The organism is Terrabacter sp. Soil810, assembly GCF_001429645.1.
GTDB lineage: Bacteria > Actinomycetota > Actinomycetes > Actinomycetales > Dermatophilaceae > Terrabacter.
This window is the reverse complement of the sequence record NZ_LMSW01000001.1, coordinates 850,785-857,872: the sequence shown is the minus strand read 5'-3', so window position 1 is coordinate 857,872 and position 7,088 is coordinate 850,785. Positions and strand designations below refer to the sequence as shown.

The window sequence follows — 7,088 nt, the reverse complement described above, 5'->3', positions numbered from 1 at the left end:
TCCCATGTCAGCAGCTCACAACGATGAGTCGCATTCCCTCAACCAACGTGCCCGGTCAGTACACCTAGAGGGAGCGGCGTATGCCGGCCAGCTCGTCCGCGACTGAGGTGGGGTCGGTGCCGGGCCGGGCCCGATAGAGGTCGAGGACCATGACGGCCAGCTGGTCCATGACGACGGCCGGGCCGAGGTCGGGCACCGGCTGCGATTCGCCGCCACGGGACCCGGCCACGCGGTCGGCGAGCGACTGGACGAGGACCAGCACGGACGGCAGACGCGAAAGCGCGTGGTCGAGCGGCAGCTGGTGCCACCGCTCGACCACGCGCCGGAGCTCGTCGGACACCTCCTGCGGGGTCGGCGAACCCGCGCCTGAAGGTGTCATCGGACGTCAGTCGCGCAGACGCGCGAAGAGACGGACGAACTCGATGTAGAGCCAGACGATCGAGACGATGAGGCCGTGGGCGAGCAGCCACGAGTACTTCTTCGGGGCGCCCATCTGGACCGCACGGTCGATCGAGTCGAAGTCGATGGCCAGGGAGTACGACGCGAGGCCGACGCCGAGGATCGACAGCCCGATGCCGAGCGGGCCGCTGGCCCCGAAGCCCCAGCCGTCGATGACGCCGGTCATGAGCAGCACGACCTGCAGCAGCGAGAAGAGGCCGTAGCCGACGATCGCGAAGAAGAACATCCGGCGCGTCTTGTCGTTGACCTTGACGAAGCCGGTCGCGTAGCCGACGTACATGGCCACGAAGACGCAGAGCGTCGCGAGCACGGCCATCTGCACGACGCCGTCGTAGTCCGGGATCGCCGCGATGTACTGGCTGAAGGCACCGAGGAAGGCGCCCTGCAGCACGGCGTAGACCATGAGCAGCGGCACCGAGACCTTCTTCATGAAGGCGATGACGAAGCCGAGGATCAGCGTGCCGAACATGCCGCCGAGCCAGAACGGCAGCGTCATGTCGGTGTTGGCCTCGGTCCAGAACCACGACACGAAGGCCACGGCGATCGTGACGACGAAGAGCGCGATGCTCTTGACGACGACGTCGTCGACCGTGACGCGACCGGTGTCGGCCGGACCGGCCGGCGGCTGCGCGTACATCTCGTTGAGCTGCTGCGCGGTCATCGCATCCTGGCCCGCGTAGCCGGCCGTGGCGGCCTGCGTGCCCTGCTGCGCCGGCTGCTGCGGACTGCCCTGGGGCGCGTCGAAGCCGGCGTAGCGCTCCTTCTCGATCTGCTTGTTGAGCCGGTCGAAGACCGGGTTTCCACCTGCCATGTGAGTGCGCTCCTCGAAGCACTGGGTGCCACGACCCGCGAATGGGCGTGGCGACTGTCCCCAAGAGTAAGCGAACGCACCCCTCCGGAAGGTTCCCGCGCGCGAGAAGCACACGCCCGAAACGTGATCGTGACGCGGCCCGGTCGACCGTCCCGGCACGGCTCGACGGGCATACTGGGGACCCCGCCCCCGTGGCCCAATCGGCAGAGGCAGGCGACTTAAAATCGCCAACGGTGAGGGTTCGAGTCCCTCCGGGGGTACGTGACGGAAGTCAGCCGTCCCAGAGCGGCAAGGTAACAGTCCGGCCCACGCCTTGGGCGTGGCACGGCACGCACCCTCCCGCTCCGCCTAGACTGACCCTCGAGATCGAGGTCCAGGGGCCAGTTCACCGCGCTCCTGCACGACCTGTGCCGCATCGAGAGTGCGAACCCCTCAGACCACACGAAGGAGCAGCGGGTGCTGGAGCACCGTGTCGCCGGCGCGACGACGACGGCTCCCGTCCGCACGCCCTGGGTCGTCGACCCCCGCGTCGTCGAGTTCGGGGAGCGTCTCGCCGCGGCCATGCGTCGCAGCTGGGCCGACCCCATGGTCCGCCGCGGCACGCTCGGCATGTCGCTGGTGGCAGCCGGCTCGATCAGCCCCGCCTTCCTGCCCGCCGACACCTTCGAGCTGCCGGCGTCGCCGCTCATCGAGCGCTTCGGCCTCGAGTGGCTCGGCACCGGAGCCGGACGGGTCCTGACGACGATCCTGCTCGCGGTCGGCATGGCGCTGCTCGTCGACGCGTGGCTGCGGATGCGCCCGGTCCACGGCCGCAAGGCGCCCTCGCTCGCCTGGCTCCTCTGGAGCCTGCCCATCATGCTCGCGCCGCCGCTCTTCAGCCGCGACGCCTACAGCTACGCCGCCCAGGGCAAGATCGTCTCCCGCGGGATGGACCCGTATGCCGTGGGCCCGTTCTGGGTGCCGGGGCCGTTCGCCGACCAGGTCGACCCGATGTGGGTCGACACCCCTGCGCCGTACGGCCCGCTCGCGCTCCAGGTCCAGCACGTCGTCGTCGGGATCTTCCCCGACAACGCGTACGTCTCGGCCGTCGCCATGCGCGTGCCGGCGCTGCTCGCGGTGGGGCTGCTCGCGTACGCCCTCCCCCGCCTCGCCGAGCGCTACGGCGTCAGCGGCCGGCACGCCCTCTGGCTCGGGGTGCTCAACCCGCTCGTCATGATGCACTTCATCGGCGGTGGGCACGGCGACGCCGTCATGGTCGCCCTCGTCGTCTTCGCCCTGCTCCTCGCCAGCCGCGGCCAGTTCATCCTCGCGGCCATGACGATCGCGGCGGCCGCCGCCTACAAGCAGACGGCCGTCCTGGCCCTCATCGGCGTCGTCGGCATGGCCCTGCAGGCCCAGACCGACCTCGAGCCCGGCGCCCCGGCTCGCCTCAAGGCGATGGTCCGCCACGGACTCGTCTATGGCGGCATCACCGCGGCGACGTTCACGGGCATCACGGCGCTGACCGGCCTGGGCTGGGGCTGGATCCCGAACCTCTCCGTCCCGGTCTCACTGCGCTCGATGCTCTCGCCCCCGACCTTCGTCGGCAGCGTCGTCGAGTGGCTCCTGAGGCTGGCCGGCATGCCCGAGAGCGTGGCCTCGGCGCCCGTCCCCATCGCGCAGACGATCGGCCTGCTCGTGGGCCTCGCCGGCATCGCGTGGATCACGTGGCGCGTCGCCCCGCGCAACCCGGTGCTCGCCACCGCGTGCGCCCTGCTCGTGCTCTGCGCCTCCGGCCCGGTCCTCCACCCGTGGTACCTCCTCTGGGGCGGGCTGCTCCTCGCCGCCGCGCGCCTCTCGGCCAAGCACGTGCGAGCCGTCGTCTTCGTGACGCTCTTCTTCGTGACCTACGGCGTCGTCGACGCGACGGTGTCCAACGGCACGTGGGCGCTCGGCGTCTCGGCAGCCCTGTGGATGGCGGCCCGGCTGCGGGCCAACCGCCGTCGCGTGCACGAGCAGGCCGGCGAGCCCGTGCTCGCCGCCGCGCTCCCCCGCGGCTGACGCCCGGTCAGGCGCCGCGGGCTGCGCTGAGCGCGATGCCGTCGAGGATGTCGTGCTCGGACGTGACGACCTCGGTGACGCCCGCGCGGTCGACGACCCGCTCGACGACCCGTCTCCACACCAGTGCGCCCGCGCCGATGACGTCGACGCGCCCCGGGTGCATGTAGGGCAGCTCGGCGCGCTGCGCACGCGACATGGCCAGCAGGTCGTCGCACGCGGCGACCATGTCGGCCGGCGCGGAGCGGGCCAGGTGGGTGCGCTCGGCGTCGTATGCCGTCAGGCGCAGCAGGTGCGCCGTGATCGTCGTGACGCTGCCGGCGAGGCCGACGAGCGTCGCGACGCCCTCGAGGGGTACCACGGACTCGGCCACGTCGAGTGCCGCGTCGACGTCGCGCACGGCCGCCGCGATCTCGGCGTCGGTGGGCGGGTCGCTGACGAGGTGTCGCTCGGTCATCCGCACGCAGCCGATGTCGACCGAACGGGCGACCTCGACGTGGTCGGTGCCGCGGACGAGCTCCGTCGAGCCGCCACCGAGGTCGACGACGAGGTAGGGCCCGGAGACCCCCTGTGCCGCAAGGTCTCCCGTGGCGCCCGCGAACGACAGCGCCGCCTCCTCGTCACCGGAGACGACCTCGGGCGACACCTCGGTGCCGTAGTGCTCGACGAACGCGGCACGCACGCCCTCGATGAAGTCGGCGGCGTTGCGAGCGTCGCGAGAGGCCGACGTGGCGACGAAGCGCACGTGCACCGCGCCCAGCTCACGGCACGCCGCGGCATACTCCCGGGTGACCGCGAGCGTGCGCTCCATCGACTCGGGGGCGATGACACCCGTGCGGTCGACGCCGTGACCCAGGCGGACGATCTCCATGCGACGCCGGACGTCGGTGAGGGCACCCGTGGCGGGGTCGACGTCGGCGACGAGGAGGCGGATGGAGTTGGTGCCGCAGTCGATAGCGCCGACGCGGAGGGTCGTGTCACTCACCGGCGGCCACCTCGGCGGCCACCTCGGCGGCGGCGTCCTCGGCCGCGTGCACGGCGGCGCACGACGTCGGGAGCCACCAGTCGTCGAGCATCGCGAGGGCCTCGTCACCGAGCGGGTTGACGCCCGGACCTGCAGCGAGCGAGTGGGCGACGAGGACGTGCAGGCACTTGACGCGGGTCGGCATGCCGCCGGCGGAGATGCCGTCGATCTCGGGCACGTCACCGAGCTCGGCACGCTGCGCGAGGTAGTGCTCGTGCGCCCTGGCGTAGGCCGCGGCGAGCTCCTCGTCGTGGGCGAGCCGCTCGGTCATCTCCTTCATCAGACCGCCGGTCTCGAGCGTGCTCACGGCGCCGGTCAGGCGCGGGCACGTCGCGTAGTAGGTCGTCGGGAACGGGGTGCCGTCGGGCAGGCGGGGCTCCGTGCGCAGGACGTCGGGCTCGCCGCACGGGCAGCGGTGCGCCACCTCGGCCACGCCGCGCGGGGGGCGGCCGAGCTGGCGCTCGACGGCGTCGAGGTCGGCGACCTCGACCTGGTGGGTGCCCGCCTCGGGCTGCGGGGACGGACGGGAGGGGACGCTCACGCGGAACTCACTTCTCGGGCTTCAGGGGTGACCACGGGTCACCTGGTGCGGGTGACACCCGCGGTGGGTCGGTCGGCGATCTGGATCGACTGCCACACCTTGCCGTACCAGGGCGACGCGGCGTTGGCCATGGGCGCGGCGACGACGGGGCGCTCCGAGGCCGGAGCGCTCGCGTCGTCGGTGGACGGGTCGATGACGGTGTAGGCGCGGTCGCCGACCCGCACGAACTTGAGGCGCTCGCGCGCCTGGACCTCGATGTAGGCGGGGTCCTTCCACAGCGCGGCCTCGCGCTCGAGCTGCTGCACGGTCTCGCGCTGCTCGGCGACCTTGTCGTGCATGGCCGAGGCGTCGCCCCGCTGCTGCACGAGCGAGCGGAGGGTCGGCACGATCGTCACGGCGAGCATGACGAGGATGCCGAGCAGGATGGCGCCGCGCACCCACGCCGTCGAGGCCGACGGCGGGGCCGTCTGGGGCGAGCGAGGGCGGGCCGCGAGAGCCGGGCGCTCCTTGCCCGCACCGGGGCGGCTCGCGCGCGAGGCCCCGGGTCGGGACTGGCCGGGCCGCGTGGCCGACGAGCGGCCGGCACCGGCACGACCCGTCGACCGTGCGGAGGAGGCCCGGCCGGCGGACGTCGAACCCGACGCTCCCCCGGCCGAGGTGCCGGGCTTCGAGGCTGCCTTCGGCCCCGGCTTGGGTCCGGGCTTCACGCCGGGCTTCACGCCGGGTTTCTCGCCCGCCTTCGTGCCGGGTGCGTGGCGGGCCGGGGACGGCCGCGCGCCGCCGCCCGGGCGACCCGTCGACGACGGGCGGCCCGGGCGGGATGGCGTGCGGTCGGCCACGAGGTCAGCCCTCGGCGCCGAAGCGGCTCGCGTCGAAGCGCGGGAAGGCGCCCGTGCCGGCGTAGACGGCGGCGTCGTCGAGCTCCTCCTCGATGCGCAGCAGCTGGTTGTACTTCGCGACGCGCTCGGAGCGGGCCGGGGCGCCGGTCTTGATCTGGCCGCAGTTGGTGGCGACGGCGAGGTCGGCGATCGTGACGTCCTCGGTCTCGCCCGAGCGGTGGCTCATCATGCAGCGGTAGCCGTTGCTCTGCGCGAGCGTCACGGCGTCGAGCGTCTCGGTGAGCGTGCCGATCTGGTTGACCTTGACGAGCAGCGCGTTGGCGGTGCCGGTCGAGATGCCGCGGCCGAGGCGCTCGGGGTTGGTGACGAAGAGGTCGTCGCCGACGATCTGCACCTTGGAGCCGAGCAGGTCGGTCATCGACTTCCAGCCGTCCCAGTCCTCCTCGTTGAGGGGGTCCTCGATGGACACGAGCGGGTAGGCCTCGACGAGCTCGGCGTAGTAGGCGACCATCTCGTCGGCCGACTTGCTCGCGCCCTCGAAGGCGTAGGAGCCGTCCTCGAAGAACTCGGACGCCGCGACGTCGAGGGCCAGGGCGATGTCGCGGCCCGGCTCGTAGCCGGCCGCCCTGATCGCCTCGAGGATGAGGTCGAGCGCCGCACGGTTGGACTCGAGGTCGGGGGCGAAGCCGCCCTCGTCGCCCAGGCCGGTCGCGAGACCGCGCTCGTGCAGGACCTTCTTGAGCGCGTGGTAGACCTCGGCGCCCCAGCGCACGGCCTCACGGAAGGTCGGCGCACCGATCGGCGCGATCATGAACTCCTGGATGTCGACGTTGGAGTCGGCGTGCGACCCACCGTTGAGGATGTTCATCATCGGGACCGGGAGCACGTGGGCGTTCGGGCCGCCGACGTAGCGGAAGAGCGGGAGGCCCGCCGACTCGGCCGCGGCGTGCGCGACGGCGAGCGAGACCCCGAGGATCGCGTTGGCGCCGAGGTTCTCCTTGTTGGACGAGCCGTCGAGCGCCATCATCTCGGCGTCGATGAGGCGCTGCTCGCTCGCGTCGAAGCCGACGAGGCGCGGGTTGATCTCCTCGATGACCGCGTCGACGGCCTGCTCGACGCCCTTGCCGAGATAGCGGCCCTTGTCGCCGTCGCGTCGCTCGGACGCCTCGAAGGCGCCGGTCGAGGCACCCGACGGGACGGCCGCGCGAGCGAACGTGCCGTCGTCGAGACGGATCTCGACCTCGACGGTGGGGTTGCCGCGCGAGTCCAGGATCTCGCGGGCGCCAATCTCCTCAATGCTGGCCACTTGGCTCTCCTGTGCTGGTGCTGCTCATGGGTGCTCTTGGGTGCTCGGCGCGGGCGGGACGCGGTGGTACC

Annotated in this window: 7 protein-coding genes and 1 tRNA gene; 2 read left to right on the top strand and 6 right to left on the bottom strand. The window is 72.2% G+C overall.

All coding sequences use genetic code 11. From position 1 onward, the window contains the following. Positions 1–64: 64 nt before the first annotated feature. Positions 65–340 carry a hypothetical protein gene (locus ASG96_RS03895; protein WP_235509051.1) on the bottom strand — a complete coding sequence of 92 codons (276 nt, stop codon included), beginning with the start codon at positions 338–340 and terminating at the stop codon, positions 65–67. A gap of 45 nt (positions 341–385) precedes the next feature. Beyond that, entirely contained in the window at positions 386–1,270 is an 885-nt protein-coding gene (locus tag ASG96_RS03890) for a Bax inhibitor-1/YccA family protein (protein ID WP_056760540.1), read from the bottom strand. Between the two features lie 185 nt (positions 1,271–1,455). Between ASG96_RS03890 and ASG96_RS03885 the strand changes: the two genes are divergently transcribed. Both ASG96_RS03885 and mptB read left to right on the top strand, forming a co-directional pair. Next, positions 1,456–1,530: transfer RNA gene (locus ASG96_RS03885), tRNA-Leu, on the top strand. Between the two features lie 196 nt (positions 1,531–1,726). After that, positions 1,727–3,310: a polyprenol phosphomannose-dependent alpha 1,6 mannosyltransferase MptB gene (gene mptB / locus ASG96_RS03880; RefSeq protein ID WP_057586670.1), complete on the top strand. Its 1,584-nt coding sequence runs from the start codon at positions 1,727–1,729 to the stop codon at positions 3,308–3,310. 7 nt (positions 3,311–3,317) lie between these two features. On the opposite strand, the gene ASG96_RS03875 is transcribed toward mptB, so the two are convergent. The 4 genes from ASG96_RS03875 to eno form a co-directional block, all read right to left on the bottom strand. Further along, positions 3,318–4,292: an exopolyphosphatase gene (locus ASG96_RS03875; protein WP_056760536.1), complete on the bottom strand. Its 975-nt coding sequence runs from the start codon at positions 4,290–4,292 to the stop codon at positions 3,318–3,320. Then, complete coding sequence (locus tag ASG96_RS03870) at positions 4,285–4,872, bottom strand: DUF501 domain-containing protein (RefSeq protein WP_057586668.1); 588 nt, start codon at positions 4,870–4,872, stop codon at positions 4,285–4,287. Before ASG96_RS03870 ends, ASG96_RS03875 begins: the two co-directional genes overlap by 8 nt. Before the next feature lie 38 nt (positions 4,873–4,910). Beyond that, a complete protein-coding gene (locus ASG96_RS03865; protein ID WP_235506833.1) occupies positions 4,911–5,591 on the bottom strand; it encodes a septum formation initiator family protein in 681 nt (226 codons plus the stop codon). A 124-nt stretch (positions 5,592–5,715) separates the two neighbouring features. After that, a complete protein-coding gene (gene eno / locus ASG96_RS03860) occupies positions 5,716–7,017 on the bottom strand; it encodes a phosphopyruvate hydratase (RefSeq protein WP_057586667.1) in 1,302 nt (433 codons plus the stop codon). Positions 7,018–7,088: the final 71 nt, after the last annotated feature.

Bases quoted from the DNA above. Each gene is read 5' to 3' on its own strand.
- ASG96_RS03890 (WP_056760540.1), bottom strand. From the start codon at position 1,270: ATGGCAGGTGGAAACCCGGTCTTCGACCGGCTCAACAAGCAGATCGAG.